Annotated in this window: 18 protein-coding genes and 1 pseudogene; 11 read left to right on the top strand and 8 right to left on the bottom strand. The window is 72.1% G+C overall.

The genetic code is table 11. The annotated features are described in order from the left end of the window. Window positions 1–990 (bottom strand): pirin family protein, encoded by a 990-nt coding sequence (locus tag O7629_RS08650; protein WP_278168538.1) that lies wholly within the window; start codon window positions 988–990, stop codon window positions 1–3. 195 nt (window positions 991–1,185) lie between these two features. Between O7629_RS08650 and O7629_RS08645 the strand changes: the two genes are divergently transcribed. Together O7629_RS08645 and O7629_RS08640 are read left to right on the top strand one after the other, a co-directional pair. Further along, entirely contained in the window at window positions 1,186–2,025 is an 840-nt protein-coding gene (locus O7629_RS08645) for a transglutaminase family protein (protein ID WP_278168537.1), read from the top strand. A gap of 374 nt (window positions 2,026–2,399) precedes the next feature. Then, complete coding sequence (locus O7629_RS08640; protein ID WP_278174457.1) at window positions 2,400–3,119, top strand: SigB/SigF/SigG family RNA polymerase sigma factor; 720 nt, start codon at window positions 2,400–2,402, stop codon at window positions 3,117–3,119. 125 nt (window positions 3,120–3,244) lie between these two features. Here the strand turns inward: O7629_RS08640 and O7629_RS08635 are convergent, their stop codons facing one another. Beyond that, on the bottom strand, window positions 3,245–3,988 hold the full coding sequence (locus O7629_RS08635; RefSeq protein ID WP_278168536.1) for a protein phosphatase 2C domain-containing protein: 744 nt from the start codon (window positions 3,986–3,988) through the stop codon (window positions 3,245–3,247). Between the two features lie 314 nt (window positions 3,989–4,302). On the opposite strand from O7629_RS08635, the gene O7629_RS08630 reads away from it, so the two are divergent. Further along, entirely contained in the window at window positions 4,303–7,359 is a 3,057-nt protein-coding gene (locus tag O7629_RS08630; protein ID WP_278168534.1) for a glycoside hydrolase family 9 protein, read from the top strand. Window positions 7,360–7,564: 205 nt separating this feature from the next. Here the strand turns inward: O7629_RS08630 and O7629_RS08625 are convergent. The 5 genes and pseudogenes from O7629_RS08625 to O7629_RS08605 all read right to left on the bottom strand — a co-directional run. Continuing rightward, a pseudogene (locus O7629_RS08625) lies at window positions 7,565–7,771 on the bottom strand (helix-turn-helix transcriptional regulator); the annotation flags it as partial. Window positions 7,772–7,798: 27 nt separating this feature from the next. Continuing rightward, window positions 7,799–8,413 carry an ATP-dependent Clp protease proteolytic subunit gene (locus tag O7629_RS08620; protein WP_278168532.1) on the bottom strand — a complete coding sequence of 205 codons (615 nt, stop codon included), beginning with the start codon at window positions 8,411–8,413 and terminating at the stop codon, window positions 7,799–7,801. A gap of 168 nt (window positions 8,414–8,581) precedes the next feature. Beyond that, window positions 8,582–9,769, bottom strand: coding sequence for an elongation factor Tu (gene tuf / locus O7629_RS08615; RefSeq protein WP_278168531.1), 1,188 nt, complete (start codon window positions 9,767–9,769; stop codon window positions 8,582–8,584). Between the two features lie 405 nt (window positions 9,770–10,174). Continuing rightward, window positions 10,175–10,909, bottom strand: coding sequence for a hypothetical protein (locus O7629_RS08610; protein ID WP_278168530.1), 735 nt, complete (start codon window positions 10,907–10,909; stop codon window positions 10,175–10,177). 230 nt (window positions 10,910–11,139) lie between these two features. Continuing rightward, complete coding sequence (locus tag O7629_RS08605; RefSeq protein WP_278168528.1) at window positions 11,140–11,406, bottom strand: DUF6343 family protein; 267 nt, start codon at window positions 11,404–11,406, stop codon at window positions 11,140–11,142. A gap of 123 nt (window positions 11,407–11,529) precedes the next feature. Between O7629_RS08605 and O7629_RS08600 the strand changes: the two genes are divergently transcribed. The 6 genes from O7629_RS08600 to O7629_RS08575 are packed head-to-tail and all read left to right on the top strand — an operon-like array spanning window position 11,530 to window position 17,846. Beyond that, window positions 11,530–12,558, top strand: coding sequence for a ketoacyl-ACP synthase III (locus O7629_RS08600; protein ID WP_278168526.1), 1,029 nt, complete (start codon window positions 11,530–11,532; stop codon window positions 12,556–12,558). Then, entirely contained in the window at window positions 12,555–13,343 is a 789-nt protein-coding gene (locus O7629_RS08595; protein WP_278168525.1) for a glycosyltransferase family 2 protein, read from the top strand. The genes O7629_RS08600 and O7629_RS08595 overlap by 4 nt, the downstream gene beginning before the upstream one ends. Window positions 13,344–13,371: 28 nt before the next feature. After that, entirely contained in the window at window positions 13,372–14,862 is a 1,491-nt protein-coding gene (locus O7629_RS08590; protein WP_278168523.1) for a class I adenylate-forming enzyme family protein, read from the top strand. Then, window positions 14,855–15,985 carry a cytochrome P450 gene (locus O7629_RS08585; protein ID WP_278168522.1) on the top strand — a complete coding sequence of 377 codons (1,131 nt, stop codon included), beginning with the start codon at window positions 14,855–14,857 and terminating at the stop codon, window positions 15,983–15,985. The genes O7629_RS08590 and O7629_RS08585 overlap by 8 nt, the downstream gene beginning before the upstream one ends. Continuing rightward, complete coding sequence (locus O7629_RS08580) at window positions 15,982–16,950, top strand: NAD(P)-dependent oxidoreductase (RefSeq protein ID WP_278168521.1); 969 nt, start codon at window positions 15,982–15,984, stop codon at window positions 16,948–16,950. Before O7629_RS08585 ends, O7629_RS08580 begins: the two co-directional genes overlap by 4 nt. 38 nt (window positions 16,951–16,988) lie before the next feature. Continuing rightward, on the top strand, window positions 16,989–17,846 hold the full coding sequence (locus O7629_RS08575) for a GDSL-type esterase/lipase family protein (protein ID WP_278168520.1): 858 nt from the start codon (window positions 16,989–16,991) through the stop codon (window positions 17,844–17,846). A gap of 86 nt (window positions 17,847–17,932) precedes the next feature. Here O7629_RS08575 and O7629_RS08570 read toward each other — a convergent pair whose 3' ends face one another. Continuing rightward, window positions 17,933–18,895 (bottom strand): hypothetical protein, encoded by a 963-nt coding sequence (locus O7629_RS08570; protein ID WP_278168519.1) that lies wholly within the window; start codon window positions 18,893–18,895, stop codon window positions 17,933–17,935. Between the two features lie 435 nt (window positions 18,896–19,330). Between O7629_RS08570 and O7629_RS08565 the strand changes: the two genes are divergently transcribed. Beyond that, on the top strand, window positions 19,331–20,248 hold the full coding sequence (locus O7629_RS08565; RefSeq protein ID WP_278168518.1) for a PAC2 family protein: 918 nt from the start codon (window positions 19,331–19,333) through the stop codon (window positions 20,246–20,248). 95 nt (window positions 20,249–20,343) lie between these two features. After that, window positions 20,344–21,111: an exodeoxyribonuclease III gene (locus tag O7629_RS08560; protein ID WP_278168516.1), complete on the top strand. Its 768-nt coding sequence runs from the start codon at window positions 20,344–20,346 to the stop codon at window positions 21,109–21,111. Window positions 21,112–21,160: the final 49 nt, after the last annotated feature.

The following is a 21,160-nucleotide window of genomic DNA, read 5'->3' as shown; positions in this document are numbered from 1 at the left end:
TCAACGTGGCGGCTGCTGGCCGGCGCCGTGCGGAACGTCTGCCGCCGGCACCACCCCCAGCCGGCCCGCCTGGTAGTCCTCGAACGCGGCGAGCAGCTCCGCCCGGGTGTTCATCACGAACGGCCCGTACCGGGCGATGGGTTCCCGAATCGGCCGACCGCCCATGACGTACACGTCGAGCTGCGGTGCGCGGTTGTCCTGCCGGGCGTCGGCTGCGATCCGCAGCGTGTCGCCCGGCCCGTGGACAGCCAGTTGGCCGGTGCGCACGGGCCGCCGATCCGGGCCGACGGACCCCCGGCCGCCCAGGACGTACGCCAGAGCGTTGAAGTCGGCCCGCCACGGCAGGTCCACCTGCGCCCCCGGCTGCACGGTCAGGTGGCTGATGGTGATCGGGGTGTGGGTGGAGCCGGGACCTTCGTGCCCGGCGACCGAGCCGGAGATCACCCGGATCAGTGCTCCGCCGTCCGAGGTGGTGAGCAGGGCGACCTGGTCGCCTCGGATGTCCTGGTAGCGGGGCGGTGCGAACTTCTTCGACCGGGGCAGGTTGACCCACAGTTGGAGGCCGTGGAAGAGTCCGCCGCTGGCCACCAGGTGTTCCGGTGGCGCCTCGATGTGCAGCAGTCCGGAACCGGCGGTCATCCACTGGGTGTCCCCGTCGGTGATCGTGCCGCCACCACCGTGCGAGTCCTGATGGTCGAAGATCCCGTCGATGATGTACGTGACTGTCTCGAAGCCGCGGTGCGGGTGCCAGGCGGTGCCCTTCGGCTCGCCCGGCGCGTACTCCACCTCACCCATCTGGTCCAGATGCAGGAACGGGTCGAGCTCGGTCATCGACACACCAGCGAATGCCCGACGCACGGGGAACCCTTCGCCCTCGAAGCCGCTGGGGGCGGTGGTGACCCGGCGTACCGGCCGGATCGTGCCGGTGGCCGGGTCGTGGGCCGGCACCCGGGGCAGCACGAGTACGTCGTCGACGGTGATGGCGGGCATCGGGGTCCTCGATTCCAAACTGCGGTACACGTGGCTCTGCCGGTAGGTGGGGTGGGTGTGTGGTGGTCACCGACCCCGACCAGGTCACCGGTTGCAGCGTACGCTCTGATCAAGGGTTCAACCATCTGCCGGACGTGACGGGGGTCGCCCTCGGCGGCCGGTGCGACGATTGCGTCCGACGGGTACCAATGGGCAATGGGTGACCAGAGGACGACCCCGGCGGCAGGAGAGATCGGCTGCCGGCTCAGCTACCGCGTCGAGGCGGCAGCCACACTGGTACTACAGGTCACGGCGTACCGGCCGGCACCGCCGCCCCGGTTGGTGGCGGGTACCGCGGACGGCGACGACGTTGCCGTGACGGAGATCGACGGGAGTTGGGCCGACGGCGGCCGTCAGCATCTGGTCCGGGCACCGGTCGGAGACCTCACGATCTCGTACCGCGCGACCATGCCGCCACGCCCGGCCCCGGCGGCGGCCGGGTCGGCGGTCAGTCAACTGGAGCGCATCACCTACACCCGGCCGAGCCGGTACTGCCCGTCGGACCGGATGGCGGGATTCGCGACCGCACGGTTCGCCGGCTACCGCAGCGACGCGGACGGCGTCCGGGCGATCTGCGACTACGTACACAGCCGGACCTCGTACACGGCCGGGGCGAGCGGGCCCGGCACCGACGCCGCCGAGACGTTGCTGAGCGGGGCGGGCGTCTGCCGCGACTACGCGCATCTGACGGTGGCGCTCTGCCGGGCCGTCGACATCCCGGCGCGGGTGGTCGCGGTCTACGCACCCGGCCTGGCTCCGATGGACTTCCATCTGGTCGCCGAGGCCGCCGTCGGTGACCGGTGGTACGTCTGGGACGCGACCCGGCTGGCGCCCCGGCCCAGCATGGTACGGATCGCGACCGGCCGGGACGCGGCGGATGTCGCCTTCGCGACCACCCTTGACGGCGTGTCGGAGCTGACCGGGATGTCCGTCTTCGCGGTCGCCCCGGGCGACCTACCGGTCGACGATCATGAGGCGCTGGTGACGCTTCATTGACCGTGGACGGGGTAACCGACGGCTGGAAACGGTGCTCACAGGCGGAAAAATGTCCGACTTCATCTATTATGGGCGATAAATACATCGTACTTTCGGCTAGCTTTTGATTGACCGACCAGGTTAGTGTTGGAGGCCGAAAGACCCTAGCGGACGCATCAAGACGCACCACTTTCCATATCCGCGGACGAGGTGCAGGGAGGACCACCATGACCGCGACACTGACCGGACACCGCACGGTGACCGAGCCGACGACAGTAGCCGAACTGAATACAGTGGACCGGACCAGGACAGTGGACCGGGCGGTGACCACGCCGGCCACACTGGACCAGCGGACGACCGCGCCGGAGGACAGCGCGACCGAGCTGCTGGCCGCGATGGCGGCGCTGCCGACCGGGCACCCGTCCCGGGAGGCACTGCGCGACCGGGCCATCGAGGCGTGGCTCCCGCTGGCCCAGCACCTCGCCCAGCGTTACAGCGGCCGGGGTGAGCCGACCGACGACCTCGCGCAGACCGCGGCCGTCGGCCTGATCAAGGCCATCGACAAGTTCGACCCCGCGCGCGGCGTCGACTTCGCCGGCTACGCGATCCCGACGATCATCGGTGAGCTGAAGCGGCACTTCCGGGACCGGACCTGGGACATCCGGGTGCCCCGCCGGCTGCAGGAGCTACGGCTGAGCATCTCGGAGGCGAACAGCACCCTGCTGCAGACGCTGGGCCGGTCGCCGACGGTCGCCGACATCGCCGCACACCTGCGGATCACCGAGGAGGAGGTGCTCGAAGGCCTGGAAGGTGCCCGCGCGTACAACGCGGTGTCGCTGTCCACGCCGACCGGCGACGGCGAGCGCGCCACCGAGTTGGCCGACATGCTCGGCGCCGAGGACCGCGAGTACGAGCTGGCGGAGCTGCGGGTCGCGCTCGGCCCGGCGCTGGCCACCCTCGACGAACGCGAGCAGCGCATCCTCACCCTGCGCTTCTACGGCAACCTGACCCAGTCGCAGATCGCCGATCAGATCGGCGTGTCCCAGATGCACGTGTCGCGGTTGCTCGCCAGGGCACTGACCAAGCTCCGCGGACAGTTGCAGTCGACGTACTGATCGGGCCGATCGGTGGGTCGGGCCGCGTTGCCCGGCCGCCGGTTGCGACCCACGCTGCAGGCTTCCCACCGGCTGCGGCCGGCCCCGACCTCCCGGGCCGGCCGCAGCCGGCGGCTCGGCGACCGTTACCCGGTGATGTCGCCGGTGACCTCGGTGATGTCGCCGATGACCACGGTGATGTTGTCCGGACCACCGGCCCGGATCGCCAGGTCGACCAGCCGCTGCGCGCCCGCCTGCGGGTCCGCGTAGGTGGCCAGGACCTCGGCGATGCTCTCCGCCCGTACCACGTTTGACAGCCCGTCGCTGCACAGCAGCCAACGGTCGCCGGTCTGCGGCTCGAAGACCTGGTAGGCGGGGTTGACGTTCTCCCCTTGCAGCGCCTGGGTGACTACCGCCCGACGCGGATGGCTGGCGGCCTGCTCCGCAGTGATGACGCCCTCGTCGACCAGCATCTGCACGAACGTGTCGTCCCGGGTGACCTGCTCCAGCGCGCCGCCCCGCAGCAGGTACGCCCGCGAGTCGCCGATGTGGGCCAGGGCGATCGCCGCGCCGGACCTGGCGAAGAGCAGGGCGGTCAGTGTCGTTCCCATCCCCTCCCGCGCCGGATCCTCGGCTATCGCCTGACGAATCCCGGCGCTGGCGGTCTCGACCGCCGCCTGCAGCCTCGGTACCAGTTCATCGTCCGCGACGGCCGCATCGAGCGGTGCGATCGCCTCGATCGCGATCTTGCTCGCCAGATCCCCGGCGGCCATCCCGCCCATGCCGTCGGCGACGGCGACGAGCCAGTCGCCGGCGTGCACGGCGTCCTGGTTCCCGCTCCGGATCAGGCCGCGGTCGGTCACCGCCGCGGAACGCAGCTTCAGGGTCATGGCTGGCAGCCTGCCAGGAACAGGGCCGAAATGTCTCTAGTAGATCAGCATGCAGATGTTAAAGATCATGGAGAATTGCGGTCAGAGGACGGACATAAGCTGAAAAACGCCGCAAATCAGACGTCCGACGCCGGTCGCACGGCCCGCCGCGCATGACGTGATTGACACCCCGGTAACGCCCTGGCAACATCGTCTCAGATCAATGGGAGCGCTCCCAATTCTGCCCTCCGGCGCGGCCCGGGGAGGACCGACGTCAGGTCCGGTCCTCGGACGCCCCGGCCCGGGCAGCCCGACCCACGCGCGGAAGGAACCCCGTGACCCGATCCAGACGACGCCGGACGGTCGCGCTGCTCGCCGGCACCAGTGCCAGCGTCCTGGCGTTGACCACCCTGACCGTGACGACGGCGTACGCCGAGGAACGCGAACATATCGTCAACGGCACCTTCGACGACGGAACAGCCCCCTGGTGGGGCACCGAGAACGTCGCCCTGGCCGCCACCGACGGTCAACTATGCGCCAGCGTGCCCGGCGGCACCACCAACCCGTGGGACGCCAGCATCGGACACAACGGCATCGAACTCATCGACGGTGCCGCGTACCGCCTGGCCTTCACAGCCGCCAGCGACGTCCCCGCGACCGTACGGGCGAACGTCCAGCTCAACGCGGAGCCCTACACCACCGTGCTCAGCCGCGAGCTGGACCTCGGGCCGGACGGCGAGACGGTCACCTACGAGTTCACCGCGAACCTCGACTCACCCGACGGCACCCTCACCTTCCAACTCGGCGGCGGTGCCGCCGACTACACCCTGTGCCTGGACGACGTGTCGCTGATCAGCGACGACAGCGCCGGCCCTCCGCCCGGCGGGCCGGAGCAGATCACCAACGGCGACTTCAGCAACGGCACCGACGGCTGGATCAGCTACGGCACCAGCAGCACCGGGGTGGTCGACGGACAGCTCTGCGCCACCGTCCCGACCGGGCTGGCCAATCCGTGGGACGCCGGCATCCTGCAGGAGGGCCTGCCGCTGATCGCCGGCGAGGAGTACACCATCGGCTTCACGGCGTCCGCCGAACCGGCCGCCGCCGTACGGGCGGTTGTCCAGCTCGGCGCCGACCCGTACACCGGCTACTTCGGCCGCGACCTGGCACTGACCGCCGAACCGTCGCGGGTCGAGGCGACCTTCGTCGCCAGCGAGGACACCGAACGGGCCCAGTTCGCCTTCCAGGTCGGTGGCAACGCCGACGAGTACACCTTCTGCCTGGACGACGTCTCGCTGCGCGGCGGCGAGGAGGAGCCGCCGTACGTGCCGGACACCGGCCCACGGGTGCGGGTCAACCAGGTCGGTTACCTGCCCGGCGGACCCAAGAACGCCACCGTCGTCACCGACGCCACCGAGCCGCTCGACTGGCAGCTGCACGACGCCGACGGGGCCGTCGTGGCCAGCGGCACCAGCACCGTACGCGGGCTGGACAGTGCCTCCGGCGAGCAGACGCACAGCATCGACTTCTCCGCGTACCGGGGCACCGGCACCGGGTTCACCCTGGTCGCCGACGGCGAGACCAGCTACCCGTTCGCCATCTCCGGCGACATCTACCAGCAGCTGCGCTCCGACGCGCTGCAGTTCTTCTACATCCAGCGCAGCGGCATCGCCATCGACGGCGACCTGGTCGGCGAGGAGTACGCCCGCCCGGCCGGCCACGTCGGCGTCGCCCCCAACCAGGGCGACATCGACGTACCGTGCCAGCCCGGTGTCTGCGACTACCGGCTCGACGTGCGCGGCGGCTGGTACGACGCCGGCGACCACGGCAAGTACGTGGTCAACGGCGGCATCGCCACCTACCAGCTGCTCAGCGCATTCGAGCGGACCAAGACCGCGCCCAGCGCCGACGGCGGGGCCGGGCTGGGCGACGGCACCCTGCGGGTGCCCGAACGGGACAACGGCGTGCCGGACATCCTCGACGAGGCCCGCTGGGAGCTGGAGTTCCTGATGCGGATGCAGGTGCCGGCCGGTGAACCGCTCGCCGGAATGGCGCACCACAAGATCCACGACCGGAACTGGACCGGCCTGCCGCTGCAGCCGGAGGACGACCCGGAGCTGCGGGAGCTGCACCCGCCGTCGACCGCAGCCACGCTGAACCTGGCGGCCGTCACCGCCCAGTGCGCCCGGCTGTACGCCCCGTACGACACCGCGTTCGCCGACCAGTGCCGGACGGCGGCGACGACGGCGTACGCGGCGGCCAAGGCCAACCCGGACCGGCTCGCCGACCCGGCCGACGGCAACGGCGGCGGCGCCTACAGCGACGGTGACGTCAGCGACGAGTTCTACTGGGCGGCGGCCGAGATGTACCTGACCACCGGCGAGCAGAGCTACCTCGACGACGTCACCGCCTCGCCGCACCACACCCGGGACGTCTTCGACGCGACCGGCTTCGGCTGGGGCTCCACCGCCGCGCTCGGCCGGCTCGACCTGGCCACCGTGCCGAACGGGCTCGCCCCGCAGGAGCGGGACCGGATCCGCGCCTCGGTGGTGGCCGCCGCCGACTCCTACCTCGCCACCCTGGCCGACCAGGCGTACGGGTTGCCGATGCCGGGCAACCGGGGCGCCTACTTCTGGGGTGCCAACAGCAACATCATCAACAACGCGGTGGTGCTCGCCACGGCCTACGACATGACCGGGGACAGCGGGTACCGCGACGGTGCCGTGCAGGCGATGGACTACATCTTCGGCCGCAACGCGCTGAACCACTCCTACGTCACCGGCTGGGGTTCGGTGTACCCGCGCAACCAGCACAGCCGCATCTTCGGCAACCAACTCGACCCGGACCTGCCGATCCCGCCGGCCGGGTCGATCGCCGGCGGCGCCAACGCCGGCCTGGACGACCCGTTCGTCCGGGACCTGCTGGAAGGCTGCGCGCCGATGTTCTGCTACGTCGACGACATCGAGTCGTACGCGACCAACGAGGTGGCGATCAACTGGAACTCGGCGTTGAGCTGGATCGCCTCCTTCCTGGCCGACCAGGGCGACGCGGTGCCGGCACCGGCGCCGTTGAGCTGCCGGGCCGAGTACGTCAACTACGGCGAGTGGGCCGGCGGCGGAGGCTTCACCGCCCAGGTCGACATCACCAACACCGGGGACGCCACGGTCGACGGCTGGACGGTCCGCTTCGCGTTCACCGGTGACCAGCGGCTCCGGGAGGCGTGGATGGCCGAGGTCAGTCAGAGCGGGGCGACGGTGACGGCCCGCAACGAGACCTACAACGGCCAGCTGGAGCCCGGCGAGACGGCAATGTTCGGGCTGAACGCCACCACCGCCGGCGGGGCCAACCCGGCACCAGAGCTGATCACCGTCAACGGGGTGGCCTGCTCCTGAACATGTGCTGGTGGCTGGCCCGCTGCTGCGCCGCGAGCGGCGGGCCGGCCATCAGTCGGCCGGCCCGCCGCTCGCCGGGCCGGCCGGCGGACGGGCCCGCCCGTCCCCGTCGCCCTCGGGCGGCCGCCGCAGGGCCGCCCGAGGGCCGGACGGATCGTCGCCAGCGGACGGTGGCCATCGGACGGCTGCGGGTCAACTCCTGCATCGCCTGCGCCAACAGCTCATCCAGCGCGACGCCGAGCGCCCGGCAGATCGACGCCAACATCTCCGACGACGGTTCCTTGCGTCCCCGCTCCAGCTCCGACAGGTACGCCGTTGACAGGCCAGCGGCTCGGGCGACGTCCTGCAGGGTGCGGCCCTGGTCCTGCCGGAGCCGACGCAGCACCCGCCCGATGACCTGTCGCAGCAGCATCGAAAGTCTCCGTCCAGGCTCGCCCGGTCAGCTGGGGACGCCACCGGTGGACAGCTGTGCCGTGGTGGCGATCACCTGGTCGATGATGCCGTACTCGCGGGCCTGCTCGGCGGTGAACCACCGGTCCCGGTCGGAGTCCCGCTCGATCTCCTCGCGAGTGCGTCCGGTATGGAACGCGATCCGCTCGATCGTCGTCCGCTTGATGTGCAGCATGTTCTCGGCCTGGATGGCGATGTCGGCGGCGGTGCCGCCCATCCCGCCGGACAGCTGGTGCATCATGATCCGGGTGTGCGGCAGGGCGTACCGCTTGCCGGGCGCACCGGCGCAGAGCAGGAACTGGCCCATCGACCCGGCGAGACCGAGGCCGACGGTCGCCACGTCGTTTCCGATGTAGTGCATCGTGTCGTAGACGGCCATGCCGGCGCTGATCACACCGCCCGGCGAATTGATGTAAAGGAATATGTCGCGCTCGCTGTCCTCGGCCGCCAACAGCAGCATCTGCGCGCAGATCGTGTTGGCCGAGGTGTCGTCCACCTGGGTGCCGAGAAAGATCACCCGCTCCTTGAGTAGCTGTTGGAAGACCTGGTCGCCGAAGCCGGTGGTCGCGCCGTCCGCAGCCATCGCGGGACTGGTGTGCCGCATCAGTGACGCCCTCTCGATCACGGTGATGATGGCTACCAGCATCGACCGGTGACGGACCGAACCGCGGCCCTTTCTGCTGACAGGAGATCTGCTGTGAGCAGAAAGCCGTCGGCGGCCATCCACTGTGGGTACGGCCCTTCGGTCGGACCGAAGGGCCGTACCCGGGTCTCAGTCGAGCAGTTCGGCCACCGTGCCGGCGGCCACCGTACGGCCGCCCTCACGGACCGCGAAGCCGAGCCCGACGTCCATCGCGACCGGCTTGCCCAGCTCCACCGTCACCTCGACGGTGTCGCCCGGCATGGCCATCTCGCCGTCGGCGAGCCGCACCGACCCGACAACGTCCGTGGTACGGAAGTAGAACTGCGGCCGGTAGTTCGCGAAGAACGGCGTGTGCCGGCCGCCCTCAGCGGTGGTCAGGACGTACAGCCGGGCCCGGAACCGTTGGTGCCCGGTGACGCTGCCGGGCACCGCCACCACCTGGCCCCGCTGCACCTGGTCGCGCTTGACCCCGCGCAGCAGTACGGCGGCGTTGTCGCCGGCCTCGGCGATGTCCAACGATTTGCCGAACGTCTCCAGCCCGGTCGCCACGGTCGACAGGGTCGGACCGAGGCCGACCACCTCCACCGGGTCGCCGAGCCGCAGGGTGCCCCGCTCGACCGCGCCGGTCACCACGGTGCCCCGGCCGGAGATGGTCAGCACGTTCTCGATCGGCATCAGGAACGGCTCACCCAACTCGCGGGGCGGCACCGGGACGTACCGGTCGACCGCGTCGAGCAGCTCCACAATGGAGTCCACCCAGCGCGGGTCGCCCTCCAGCGCCCGCAGCGCCGACACCCGGACCACCGGCACCTGCTCACCGGGGAACCCGTACTCGGTGACGAGGTCGCGGACCTCGAGCTCGACCAGGTCGAGCAGTTCCGGGTCGTCGACCGCGTCGGCCTTGTTCATCGCCACCACCAGGTACGGCACCCCGACCCGACGGGCCAGCAGCACGTGCTCGCGGGTCTGCGGCATCGCTCCGTCGAGCGCGGAGACGACCAGGATCGCCCCGTCCACCTGCGCCGCCCCCGTGATCATGTTCTTCACGAAATCGGCGTGGCCGGGCATGTCCACGTGGGCGTAGTGCCGGGTCGCGGTCTCGTACTCGACGTGCGAGATGTTGATGGTGATGCCCCGCGAGACCTCCTCCGGCGCCCGGTCGATGCCGTCGAAGGACACGAACCGGTTGGCCGCCGGGTCCCGGTCGGCGAGAACCTTGGTGATCGCGGCGGTCAGGGTGGTCTTGCCGTGGTCGACGTGACCCATGGTGCCGATGTTGAGGTGCGGCTTCGCCCGCACGAACTGACTCTTGGCCATGATGATCTTCCAGAGTGGGAAACGAGCTGGCGGACGACGAACGCGGGCGGGTGCCAGACCGCCCGACCGCGTCAGAACCACGCCGCCCGGCGCACCCAGTGACGGGCGGCGCCGGAAGGACCGGGCCACCCTCCTCCGTGGTTCTGCCGCAGCGGGAGGAGGGTCAGCCTCGGGTATCAGCCAGCCACGCGCACACGACGGCGGCGCCCGGCAGGTGAAGACCTGCGGGCCGCACAGCGCCGACGGTGCCGAACATGGCGGTCACGCTAGCCCTGAACGCCGGGCGGGGCCACCGAATTCCGGCCGGCCTCAGCCCACGTTGAGACTGCCGGCCTCAGCCCACGTTGAGACTGGCAGCGTGCCCTTCGGCCGGACGGGTGCAGGCTCTCCCGGCCGGTACCCAGGTCAGTCGATGGTCCGGCACGGCGGTTGGTCGCTGGTCCAGAGGCACCAACCGGACGATATCGGCACGTACGTCGTCACCTGCCCCAGGTCCTCGCTGGCATCGGTGCACACGTTGACGTTGCGCATCCGGCCCTCCGTAACCTGCATCCGCACCCCGTAGATCGCGTACCCGGTCTGCCCCGCTTCGATAGTCATGGTTGTGCTGTTGCCGATGCTCGTGGTCACGGATTCGCTCACCGCTCTGTTGATCTCGGCTCGAACGGCGGCCACGACCGCATCGCCCTTTGCCTCGAAGCTGAGTTCCGTGTTCACCTCTACGGTCTCGGACTTGGTCGAGGTGAATGTGACCTCGACCGGGCTGCCTGTCGCGTTCTCGTTGTGCTCCTGGCTGACGACCTTCCAGGCAATGCCGTGGTCTTTCAGATCGTCGTAGTTGACGCTCCCGGTGCAGTCGACAGGTGCGGCCGCCTCCGCACAGGACGACTCATCACAACGGAGGGTCGTGTCGGTGGACGTGACATAGACGTAGAACTCCCCGGGAGAGTTGCCGCAGACGTGGTTCTGGGGCGGATCGCATGGAACCGGCTTGCCGTCCACGAGAAAGTATCGGCAGTGGACTCCCTGCAAGGTGCAGGGGACGCCGGTGGGGGTGGTGGAGGCTACGCCGCAGCCGCCCAGGGTGCCGGCGATCAGAGCGCTGAGGGTGAGAGCGAGCGCAATTTTCTTGCGTGGCATGGGTTGTCGACCTCGCAGTTCCCCGGGGCAGGATTCCGGTAAGGTCAATCATCGGCCATCCGCTCGATACTTCCTTCCGCAGCAGGTGGCCGTACAACCTCTTTGGGTAATATGTCTGTTCCGTGGTACGGCGCAGTTGTACGTAACCGGCCGCCAGTGAGGTACCCCCACGCGGAAGGGTGACATCGCATCTGTCGGGCAATATTCACCGACAGACGGCTCGTGAAGGCTTACTCGAAGAGTGAATGCCGTACGCCCGGTTGCTCCCGCCGGCGGGCCCGGCGGCGACGCTGCACGACGACCAGGTCGACCACAGCGATCACGGCCAGCAGCCACAGCACGATCGCGCCAGCGGTCAGTTCGGCCCGCCAGGCGAGCACCCCGAGCACGGTGCAGAAGACCAGCCCGAAACCGGCCATCGCCAGTCGCAGATTCAACGCGCTGTAGGCGTGACCGACGGTCCCCCGGGCCCCCTTGGGCTGCGACTTTGTGGCCATCCCCGGGCTGTACCCGGCAGACACCGGGCCGTAACCTCGCCACCGACGCCGGCCCGCACCACCAGGTCGAGCTGAGCACCCCTACTCATCCGGACCGGTCCGGTCCGGCAGGAAGCTGAGCAGATGAACGTTCCGTCGCCACCGGAGTGGCCCGTACCCCGGGTCGGGATCACCGGGGTCGGCGTCAGCCTGCCCGACCGTACCCTCGCCACCGCCGACCTGCAGGACCGGATCGCTGCCGCCAGCGACATCGTGCTGCCGCCCGGCCTGTTCGCCACGATGACCGGGATCGGACAGCGTCGGGTCGCCGCGGACGACGAGTACGCCTCGACCTTCGCGGTGCGGGCCGCCCAGCGGGCGCTCGCCGCCGCCGGGCACACCCCCGACGACGTCGACCTGCTGCTGTTCGCCTCGGCCAGCCGGGACCTGGTCGAGCCGGCGACCGCGCACATCGTCCAGGCCGAGCTGGGCGGCTCGGCGCACGCGGTCGACGTCAGCAACGCCTGCAACAGCTTCATCAACGGCATCGACCTGGCCCGGTCGATGATCGTCGCCGGTCGGGCGCGGCGGGCGCTGGTCGTCACCGGCGAGACCCCGACCCGGGTGATGCGTCCCCGGCTGGAGAGCATGGCGCAGGCCCGGTCGTCGTTCGCCGGCTACACGTTCGGCGACGGCGGGGCGGCGGTGCTGGTCGAGCCGGTCCGGCGCGGCGGGATCGTCGACGTCGACACCGAAACCCGCTCCGGGCACTGGTCGGTCGGTGGCATCTTCGGCGGTGGCTCCCGACATCCGCGCGGTGACGAGCACACCTACTTCCACGGCGACGGGCACGCCCTGCGGTCGGTCTTCGAACGGATCGGCACCGACATCCTCGACCGGGTGCGGCGGCGCACCGGCTGGGACTGGGTCGACTACGAGCGCGTCCTGGTGCACCAGGTCAGCGTGCCGTACCTGGAACGCTTCATCGAGGTCACCGGAGTGCCGAAGGAGAAGCTGGAGGTCACCGTCGACGAGTTGGGCAACCTGGCCAGCGCCACGCTCGGCGTACAGCTGGCCCGGGTCGACGCCGGGCTGCGCAGCGGTGACCGGGTGCTGGCGATCGGTCTGGGTGGCGGGGTCAGCGTGATGACGATGGTCTGGGAGAAGCCGTGACCCGGGCGGTCGAGCAGCCACCCGCCGCACCGGCGGCGGTCGGTGACGGACCGCTGTGGGTGGTGGTGCCGGCGTACCAGGAGCAGGCCCGCATCGGTGCCACACTGGCCGCGCTGGCCGCCCAGACCGACCGGGACTTCACCCTGGTCGTGGTCGACAACAACTCCACCGACGGCACCGTCGCCGTGGTCGAGCGGTTCGCCGGGGCCGCGCCGTTTCCGGTCCGGCTGCTGCGGGAACCGCAGAAGGGCGTCGGGGCTGCGGTCGACACCGGTTTCCGGTACGCCATCACGCACGGCGCTCGGTGGCTGGCCCGTACCGACGCGGACTGTCTGCCGCGTCCCGGCTGGGTGGCGGCGGCACGTGCCGGCCTGGCCGACGGGGCCGGGCTGGTCTGCGGTGCGATCCGGGCCCGCCGCGACGAGCACGGCCCGGTCGGCAGGGCCGGATTCCGGATGCTGGTGCTGCTCGCCGCGACGTTCGGGCGGCTGCGCCCGGCGCACCGACGCACCGGCGGCTACCTGGCGCCGTACCGGATGCACGCCGGCAACAACATGGCGGTCACCGCCGAGCTGTACCAGGCGTGCGGCGGCATGCCGCGCCGGCCGTCGCCGACCGACCGGGCCTTCCTGAACCGGGTACGCCGCACCACGTCGGCGATCACCCACCGCCGGGACATGGTGGTGGAGAACTCGACCCGGCGGCTGCGGGCGTACGGCCTGCGCCGCACCGCCGCCTGGTACCTGGACTGGGGTGCCGGCCCGTTGACCGAGGATCCGCGGTGACTCCGCCGACCGGGAAGGACCACGGCTGATGCTGGACCGCCTCGCCACGGTACTGCGCGCCGACCCGCACCGCCCGGCGGTGCTGACCGCCACGGCGCTGACCGGTCGGTCCCGGGTCCGGGCCACCGCCGGTGACCTGACCAATCTCACCGACCGGTACACCGCCGCGCTGGCCCGGCACGGGCTCGCCGCCGGGGACACCCTCGCTCTGGCGGTACGCCCGGGCCCCCGGTCGCTGGCGGTGCTGCTGGCCGCGTACCACCTGGGCGTGCGGGTGGCGGTGCTGGACCCGACGGCCGGCCCGGATGTGCTGACCGCCCGGCTCGCCGTGGCCGAGCCGGCGTTGGTGCTGGCCGACTCGGCGGCGCAGGCGGTGGCCGGTTGGGCCGGCCCGCTGGCCCGCCGCGCGCACCTGGCGTTGCCGGACCTGACCCGGATCGCCCCGGTCCGTACGGTCGGGCGCCGGTTGCCCGGCTGCGCGCCGACGCTGCCGGCGGGCGTCGGCCCGCTGCCGACGCCGTTCGACGGTGACGGTGACGCGGTGATCGTCTTCACCTCGGGGACGACCAGCCGCCCCCGGGCGGTGGTGCACACCCGGGCCGGGCTGGCCGCCGGGATGCGGGCGGTGACCGGGCTGGTCGGCCCGCAGCCCGACGTGCCGGTGCTGGGCGGCACGTTCTTCGTGCTGGTGCCGGCGTTGGCGGCCGGCGCGCCGGTGGCGTTGCCGGCCCGGTCGCCGGCGCTGCTGGCCCGGCAGCTGACCCGGCTGCGGCCGCAGGCGACGTACCTGACACCGCCGCAGCTGCGCGCGGTGCTCGACCACTCGCCCCGGCTGACCGGGCAGGTGTTCAGCGGCTCAGCCCCGGTCAGCGCCGCCCTGCTGGGCCGGGTCCGCCGGGCCGGCGCGGACCGGGCGTACGGGGTGTACGCGCTCACCGAACTGTTCCCGGCCGCCGCCGTGGAGGAGGCCGACAAGCGCGGGTACGCCGCCGACGGGGACCTGGTGGGCCGGCCACTTCCGGGGGTGGCCGCCCGGGTCGACGACACCGGGCAGGTCTGGCTGTCCGGTCCGGGGCAGGCGGACCGGTACCTCGGTGAACCGCCGATGGCCGAGGTGGCCACCGGCGACGTCGGCCGGCTCGACGGCGACCGGCTGGTGCTCGCCGGCCGGTGCAAGGACATGGTGCTGCGGGCGGCGGAGAACATCTACCCGGGGCTGTACGAGCCGGCTCTGCACGTACCCGGGGTGGCGCTGGCGGTACTGATCGGCGTGCCCGCCGACGACGGTGACGAGCAGCTGGTAGCAGTGGTGCAGCCGGAGCCGGGCACCGACCGGGCCCGGCTGCGGGCCGCGCTGCGGCCGGTGCTGGACCGGATGGGGTCGGCCCGCCCGGACCGGGTGGTGTTCGCCCGGGTTCCGCTGGCCGGGCGGTCCCGTAAGCCGGACCGGCAGGCGGCGGCGCAGGTCGCAGCGCAGGTGACGGCGCGAGCTGCGGCGCAGGTGGCCGGCGATGGTTGAGCCGCGCCCGGCCCGGCGGGGCCGCCGCCGGGACCGGCGGGTCTACCTGGGCAGCCATCCGGTGCTGTTCGCTCTGTTGGCGGCGACCCGACGCGCGCCGGTGCGCCGGATCGGCCGCATCGTGCTGGTGCACGACGCGGCGCCGTTCGCCGACGCGCTGCGTCGGGTCCCGTTGGACCGCTCGGCCGAGCGGACCACCGCCGGGGCGGCGCGCCGGGCCACCGGCGGCGACGGATTCCTGTTCGACCAGGACGGTGCCGGGCACCGACAGACCCGCCGGGGTGCCGCGTCGGTGTTCGGCGCCGACGGGGTCGCCCGGCTGCGGCCGGTCTGGTTGGAGGTACTGCGGCGGCGGCTGGCACCGCTGGGCGACGGGGCCGAGGTGGATGTCGTCGACCTGGTCGCCGAGCTGTCCGGGGCGAGCACCGCCGCGATGCTGGACGTGTCGGTGCCGGCGTACGCGTTGACCGCCGCGGCCCGGTCCGCTGCGGCGCTCGCCGCCCGGGGGCATCTGCCCGGGCTGCGCTGGCCGGGCCGGGCCCGCCGGGACCGCGCCGCCACCGCGTCGGCCGCCGCCGAGCTGACCCGGCTGCTCGGCGGGCCGGCGGACGAGGCGGCCCGGGCCGGCATGCTGGCCGTCGCCTCGATCAACACGACGGTGGCGGCGATCCCTCGGGCCGTCGCCTGGTGCGCCGACGACCGGCTGTGGCCGGCGGCGGACCGCGCCGATTCGCGGACGGTGCTGGTGGCGGAGCTGCTACGGGTGACCGCGCCGAGCCCGGTGCTGCCCCGGGTGGTGGCCGGCACCGCCGAACTGGCCGGCAGCCGGTTGCGCGCCGGTACCCGGCTGCGGGCCGGCGACCGGCTGCTGCTGGTCGCCCGGCACGCGGCCCGCGCCGGTGCGCCGCACCCGGATCCGGACGCGCCGGTGCCGGCGGCGGTCGGGCATCTGGTGTTCGGCACCGGCCCGCACCACTGCCCCGGTGCCCGGCTGGCCCACGCCCAGCTCGACGACGTGCTCGCCGCGCTGGCGCCGTACCGGCCGGTGGTGACCGGGGCGCGGGTGGACCGGCGGTCGGCGCTGCCGGGCTGGGCCCGGCTGACGGTCCGGGCGACCCGGTGAACACCCGGCTGACCGGGCTGCGGGTCGCGGTGACCGGGGCCAGCGGCTTCTGCGGGTCGGCGGTGGCGCGGGCAGCCGCCACGGCCGGTGCCGAGGTGGTGGCGGTAGGCCGCCGGCCCGGCCCGGTGGGCCGGCACGTGCCGTGGGACGCCGGCCGGGAGCTACCGGACCTGCGGGGCGTCGACGTCGTCGTGCATCTGGCGGCGGCGGTCGGGGATCCACCGGCCGGCGCGGCGGCGGAGGCCGCGTACCACGCGGTGAACGTGGCGGGCACCGCCCGACTGCTGCGGGCGGCGGCCGACCGGCCGGTGGTCTGGGTGAGCAGCGCCAGCGTCTACCGGCCGGGTCGGCACAGCGTCGCGATCCGGGAGGATCACCCGACCGACGGCCAGCGCACCGGGTACGGGCGGACCAAGGCCGCCGGGGAGCGGCTGGCGTTGGCGGCCGGTGCGGTGGTGCTGCGGCCCCGGGCGGTGTACGGGGCCGGCGACCCGCATCTGCTGCCCCGGTTGCTGGCCGCGGTCCGGCGGGGTCGGGTGCCGGTGCCCGGTCCGGACGTGGCGATGAGCCTGACGGCGGTGGAGAACCTGGCCGACGCCTGCCTGGCGGCGCTGCGCTGGCCACCGGGACCGTACAACGTGGCCGACGCGACGCCGTACTCGCGCGACGCGGTGGTCACCGGCGTGCTGGCGGCGGCCGGCCGACCGGCGCGGCCGTTGCGGGTGCCGGTGCCGGTCGCGCTGGGCGCGGCGGCGCTGGCCAGCGGCGCGACCCGGCTCGGGGTGCCGGGCACCGGGCGGCTGACCCGGTACGCGGTGGAGCAGTTGGCGTACGGCACGGTGCTGGATCTGGGTCGGGCGTACGCCCAGGGGTGGGCGCCCCGGCGGACCCTGCCCGACTTCCTGGCGGAGCTGTCGACCGGTCCGGCCCGGTGGGTGTCGCCAGATCCACGCCGACGCATATAGTTACCCTTCCGTCGCTTTCCGTCTCGCTGGAGGTCCGGATGCACCGACGTTGGGTGGCCGGCGCCGCCGCTGTCTGCGCCCTCGTGGCGCTGGCCTGCGAAGCTGGCGAGGACGGCGACGGGCCGGGCACGCCGGCACCGCCGCCACCTGGCACCGATCTGCCGTCGTCGATGGCGGCGCTCGGCGACTCGATCACCGCCGGGTACGGCTCCTGCGTCGTACTGACCAGTTGCCGGCGCAACTCGTGGTCCACCGGCGACGGATTCCGGGTGGAGAGCCTGTACCAGCGGATCGCCGAGATCAATCCCGCTATGGAGGGGCAGGAGCACGACTTCTCGGTGCCAGGGGCCCGGGCGGCGGCGTTGGCCGACCAGGCCGCGTCGGCGGTGGACGTCTCGGCCCAGTACGTGACGGTGCTGATCGGCGCGAACGACGCGTGCCGGGCGACGCCGCAGGACATGACCTCGACGGCGGCGTTCCGGGACGACGTCGACCGGGCCCTACGGGTGCTGGGCGACGGGCTGCCGCAGGCGAAGGTCCTGGTGTTGAGCATCCCCGACCTGTACCGGCTGTGGGAGATCGGGCACGGCGAGGAGCGGGTGGTACGGGCCTGGGACCGTGGCGTGTGTCCGTCGCTGCTGGCCGACGCCACAGCGACCGACGAGGCCGCGACACAGCGCCGGGCGGCGGTACGCGACCGGGTCGCGGCGTACAACCGCGAGCTGGCCGGGGCCTGCCGGGCGTACGGCGACCGGTGCCGGTTCGACGACGGAGCGGTACACGACACCCAGTTCACCGTGGATCAACTGAACCGGCTGGACTACTTCCACCCGGACACCGACGGACAGAACCTGCTGGCCGAGGTGGCGTACGCCGCCAGCGGCCTGGCCGGGTGACCAGGGCCGCTGGCGGCGTACGACGTCGAAGGGCTTGACCGGTGTTCGGTCGGTCGGCGGGGCGGGCGGAACGGGACAGGCGGTGCTCAGCGGGCCGCGAGCACCGCGGTGACGACGGCGTCGGCAGCGGCCTCGTGCTGGGCGTAGTGCCCCGGGTACGCCGAGACCTGCACCGCCTGGGCGGCGACGGTCAACGGCAGCTGTTCCCAGCCGGCCACCCGCTGCAGGGCGAGGTAGAACTGGGTCGCCGAGTAGGTGGGGTTCATCAGGTCGGCCACCGCGCCCCAGCCGGTGCTGGTGCGCTGCTGGAACAGCCCGACCGAGTCGTGGTCCCAGCCGGTGCCCTGGTGCGGGTAGTTCTTGGACTCCGGCAGCACCTCGCTGGCCCGGTTGAGCAGGGTCGACTCCTGCATCGCGGTGGCCACCGCGATCACCATGGCCCGGCGCGGCAGCTGCAACGCCAGGCCGGCGTCGACGATGGCCGTGGCGTTGTCCATCTGCACCTGGGACAGCCCGGCGACCGGGGCGACGGTGGTCGAGGTCGGCTCCGGGGCGGGCTCGGCGGTCTCGGTGGGCTCCGCCGCGGCGACGTCCGGGTCGGCCGGTGGTTCGGTGGTCTCAGCGGCCTGGACTGCCGCGGCAGCCGCCGGTTCCCCGTCGCCGGGCTCGGGTCGCTGGGCCCGGGAGGCACCGTCGGCCGCGTCGGCCCGGCGCTGCAGGTCGGCCTCGGCGGCGGCCGGAGCCGGCCCGGTCGCCTCCGGCGCCTCGGTGGTCGATTCGACCGCCGCGACCACGCCGAGGGCGCAGACGACAGCGACGGCCAGCGCCGTCCGGGCATTGGGGCGGTGACGCAGGGTGGCTCCGAGCGATTGGAAGGTTGGCCGGGCGGAGTGTGGGTACGACAGGGCGGGCAGCCGGTTGCGAAGGCGCTCCCACCGGGCGATGGCCCGGGTCGCGCCGGTCGGCATGGTGTCCGAGGGGACATCAGCCGAACGGTCATCGCGACGCAGGGTGGCGTCCTCGCTCCTTGTGGTGTCGTCATCAGGCATTCGACGAGGCTAGGCAGGCCGAACCCCGATTACCTAGGGTGATTTTGTGATGGGCGCCACATTCTCTCCTCGGATAATCGGACGATCCCTCAGCGGCATCGGCACGACTGACCGATCACGCCAAACCACCGGTAAACGAAATTTCGCTCTTCACTGTTTACTGCGGCATTTATCACCTGTTAATCGACCGCCTCCCGTCACCACCCCATCACTCCCCCGTCCGGCCGGCCGGATCATCCCTCCCGCCGGATGCGGCATCCCCCGGACAGACAGCAGCCGACCAGCGGATGTTGACTTGTCGTGTCCGCTACTGAACCGTGAGTAGTCCACCGTGTCGGATCGACGCCCGGAAACCGGAATGCGCCGGCATGGGACTAGCGTTGCCGCAATTGGAGATGCCGTACCCGCCGTACCGTTCTGAGGAGGTTGCGCCCGGTGCTCGACCCACACGAGCTCTACGACGTCGTCGACGAGGTGCCCGAGCTCGGTCAGCCGGTGCTGATCCAGGCGATGACGGGTTTCGTCGATGCCGGCAACGCGACCCGACTCGCCCGTGAGCACCTGCTCGCCTCCCTCGAGCACGAGGTCGTGGCCACCTTCGACATCGACCAACTGCTCGACTACCGGTCCCGCCGACCGGTGATGCTCTTCGTCGAGGACCACTGGGAGCACTACGAGGAGCCCCGGCTCGAGGTCCACCTGATGCGTGACGACGCCGGCACGCCTTTCCTGCTGCTCGGTGGCCCCGAGCCTGACCTGCAGTGGGAACGGTTCACCGCCGCGGCGATCGCGGTGAACCGCCGGCTCAACGTCGGCACCACGATCGGGCTGAACGCCATCCCGATGGCGGTGCCGCACACCCGGCCGACCGGGGTCACCGCACACGCCAGCCGTCGCGAGCTGATCAGCGGCTACGAACCCTGGCTGCAGCGGGTCCAGGTGCCGGGCAGCGCCGGGCACCTGCTGGAATACCGCCTCGGTCAGCAGGGCCACGACGCGGTCGGCTTCGCCGTGCACGTCCCGCACTACGTGGCCCAGGCCGAGTACCCCGCCGCCGCCGAGCTGCTGCTCAACTCCGTCTCGCGGACCACCGGTCTGTTGCTGCCCACCGAGCAGTTGCACAACGCCGCCGAGGCGGTCCGGGAGGACATCGACCGGCAGGTAGCCCAGACCGAGGAGGCCGGATCCCTGGTCAGTGCGTTGGAGGAGCAGTACGACAGCTTCACCCGGGGTCGGTCCGGCACCAATCTGCTCGCCGAGTCCAGCGGGCCGCTGCCGACCGCCGACGAGCTGGGCGCGGAGCTGGAGCGCTTCCTCGCCGAGCAGACCCGGCCCGGTGACCTGCCCGGCTGACCGGCTCAGGGCGGCCTGCCCCGGGTGACCCGCCCGCCCCGGGTCAAGCCCGCCCGGTCCGGTCAACCAGATCGGTGTTGTGGCACGCTGGCCGGGTGCGGATCGCCACCTGGAACGTCAACTCGGTCAAGGCCCGGCTGAACCGGCTACTCGGCTGGCTGGCCGACACCGCACCGGACGTCGTGTGTCTGCAGGAGACCAAGTGCGCGGCGGCCGCGTTTCCGGCCGCCGAGGTCGGTGACCTCGGCTACGAGGTCGCGGCGCACGGCGATGGTCGCTGGAACGGCGTCGCGGTGCTGTCCCGGGTCGGGCTCGACGACGTGCGGACCGGGTTCGACGCCGAGCCCGGCTTTCCGCTGCCGGAGGCCAGATCCGTCGCGGCGACCTGCGCCGGGGTCCGGGTCTGGTCGGTGTACGTGCCGAACGGTCGCAGCCCCGACTCGGCGCACTACACGTACAAGCTGGACTGGCTGGCCGGGCTGCGCCGCGCGCTCGCCGCGGAGGCCGCCACCGATCTGCTCGTCTGCGGCGACTTCAACGTCGCGCCCACCGACGCGGATGTGTGGGACCCGACGGTGTTCGCCGGCTCCACCCACGTCACCCCGGCCGAACGGGCCGCGCTGGCCGACCTGCTCGCCCTCGGCCTGGTCGACGTGGTGCCGCAACCGATGAAGGGCCCGCACCCGTACACCTACTGGGACTACCGGGCCGGGATGTTCCCGAAGAACATGGGCATGCGGATCGACCTTGTCTACGCCAGCGGCACCGTCAACCGGCGGGTCCGGGCGGCCTACGTGGACCGCGACGCCCGTAAGGGCCCGACCCCGTCCGATCACGCCCCGGTCGTCGTCGACCTGGATTGAGCCGCCACTGCCGGGTCGCCGACTGCGGGTCTCCGCTGCCGGGTCGCCA

Source organism: Solwaraspora sp. WMMD792, from assembly GCF_029626105.1.
GTDB lineage: Bacteria > Actinomycetota > Actinomycetes > Mycobacteriales > Micromonosporaceae > Micromonospora_E.
This window is presented reverse-complemented; position numbering and strand designations above follow the sequence as displayed.

Excerpts from the sequence above, each read along its gene's own strand:
- O7629_RS08650 (WP_278168538.1), bottom strand. The coding sequence starts at position 990 with ATGCCCGCCATCACCGTCGACGACGTACTCGTGCTGCCCCGGGTGCCG.
- O7629_RS08645 (WP_278168537.1), top strand. The coding sequence starts at position 1,186 with ATGGGTGACCAGAGGACGACCCCGGCGGCAGGAGAGATCGGCTGCCGG.
- O7629_RS08640 (WP_278174457.1), top strand. The coding sequence starts at position 2,400 with ATGGCGGCGCTGCCGACCGGGCACCCGTCCCGGGAGGCACTGCGCGAC.
- O7629_RS08635 (WP_278168536.1), bottom strand. The coding sequence starts at position 3,988 with ATGACCCTGAAGCTGCGTTCCGCGGCGGTGACCGACCGCGGCCTGATC.
- O7629_RS08620 (WP_278168532.1), bottom strand. The coding sequence starts at position 8,413 with ATGCGGCACACCAGTCCCGCGATGGCTGCGGACGGCGCGACCACCGGC.
- tuf (WP_278168531.1), bottom strand. The coding sequence starts at position 9,769 with ATGGCCAAGAGTCAGTTCGTGCGGGCGAAGCCGCACCTCAACATCGGC.
- O7629_RS08610 (WP_278168530.1), bottom strand. The coding sequence starts at position 10,909 with ATGCCACGCAAGAAAATTGCGCTCGCTCTCACCCTCAGCGCTCTGATC.
- O7629_RS08605 (WP_278168528.1), bottom strand. The coding sequence starts at position 11,406 with ATGGCCACAAAGTCGCAGCCCAAGGGGGCCCGGGGGACCGTCGGTCAC.
- O7629_RS08600 (WP_278168526.1), top strand. The coding sequence starts at position 11,530 with ATGAACGTTCCGTCGCCACCGGAGTGGCCCGTACCCCGGGTCGGGATC.
- O7629_RS08590 (WP_278168523.1), top strand. The coding sequence starts at position 13,372 with ATGCTGGACCGCCTCGCCACGGTACTGCGCGCCGACCCGCACCGCCCG.
- O7629_RS08585 (WP_278168522.1), top strand. The coding sequence starts at position 14,855 with ATGGTTGAGCCGCGCCCGGCCCGGCGGGGCCGCCGCCGGGACCGGCGG.
- O7629_RS08575 (WP_278168520.1), top strand. The coding sequence starts at position 16,989 with ATGCACCGACGTTGGGTGGCCGGCGCCGCCGCTGTCTGCGCCCTCGTG.
- O7629_RS08570 (WP_278168519.1), bottom strand. The coding sequence starts at position 18,895 with ATGCCTGATGACGACACCACAAGGAGCGAGGACGCCACCCTGCGTCGC.